Below are 993 nucleotides of genomic sequence, written 5' to 3' on the forward strand. Positions count from 1 at the left end.
CTCTTATTATCTGAATAACATTAAAATTGAAATAGATTTTCCAAGAAGATCAACTTGGTTGCTAGCTCCTTTAGAAAAAATTGTAACAACTATTTCAGCTAAGCCTTATCAAATAAAACAGTCTGAAATTGTAAAAGAGGGCAAGATTCCAGTAGTTAGTCAATCTAAAATATTAGTTGAAGGATTTTCTAATAATTTTTCTAAGATTCTAGACTATAAAACAGACGTTGTAATATTTGGTGACCATACAAGAAATCTTAAGATTATAGACTTCCCTTTTGTTGTTGGTGCAGACGGAGTAAAAATTCTGTCTCCAATTTGCTTATCTGCAAAATTTTTAAAATACCACTTAGACTATACGCTATTATTTGTTAGGAACAGGGGCTATGCTCGACATTATTCGTATCTAAAATCTAAAATAATAGGTATTCCTTCAGTTTTAGAACAAAAGAGAATTGTCGCTAAAATTGACTTACTTTTTCAAAAAGTTTCTCAGCTTTAGTAATTATTAATTTTTGTGTACGTATACCTGGAAAATTAATTATAGTTTGAGAAAATCTAGTTTTGTTTAATATAGGAATAGTGGTAGATGATGTATTGTTCTTGAATTGTTTTTGCATAAAATCAGACTGTATAGCTAAAAGTAAAAATTTTGAGTTGACAAAATTAAATACTTCTATGCCATGCATTTGTTGATTGAACGCTCCATCAACACGAACAATCCCAGCAATTCCAATATTTCCAATACCATTTATTAAAATAGAACCTGCTTTTATTTTTCTGGATTTTGTATTTCCTAGAACCGATAAATATTCAGTTGTATTGTATAGTTCTCCTTGTAATAAATCAGCAGGTTTATAGAATGGTATTTCGCCACCGTAGTTTTCAGGGCTATTTTTAGATGGCGTGTTACCAGTACTAATTATTCCTATATAATTTAATGTTGTCTGTACCCAATTCATAGGTATCTTCCCATAATAAGAGCCATAATCA

Annotated in this window: 2 protein-coding genes; one reads left to right on the plus strand and one right to left on the minus strand. The window is 29.8% G+C overall.

The annotated features are described in order from the left end of the window. Positions 1–502 (plus strand): restriction endonuclease subunit S (locus HT711_RS11000; RefSeq protein WP_226373517.1); only part of this gene is annotated, 502 nt, incomplete at its 5' end. On the opposite strand, the gene HT711_RS11005 is transcribed toward HT711_RS11000, so the two are convergent. Next, positions 462–993: restriction endonuclease subunit S (locus HT711_RS11005; protein ID WP_240149016.1), on the minus strand; the 532-nt coding region annotated here is incomplete at its 5' end. The genes HT711_RS11000 and HT711_RS11005 overlap by 41 nt on opposite strands.

Source organism: Streptococcus sp. 1032 (genome assembly GCF_013277015.1).
In the GTDB taxonomy this organism is placed as follows: Bacteria; Bacillota; Bacilli; order Lactobacillales; family Streptococcaceae; genus Streptococcus.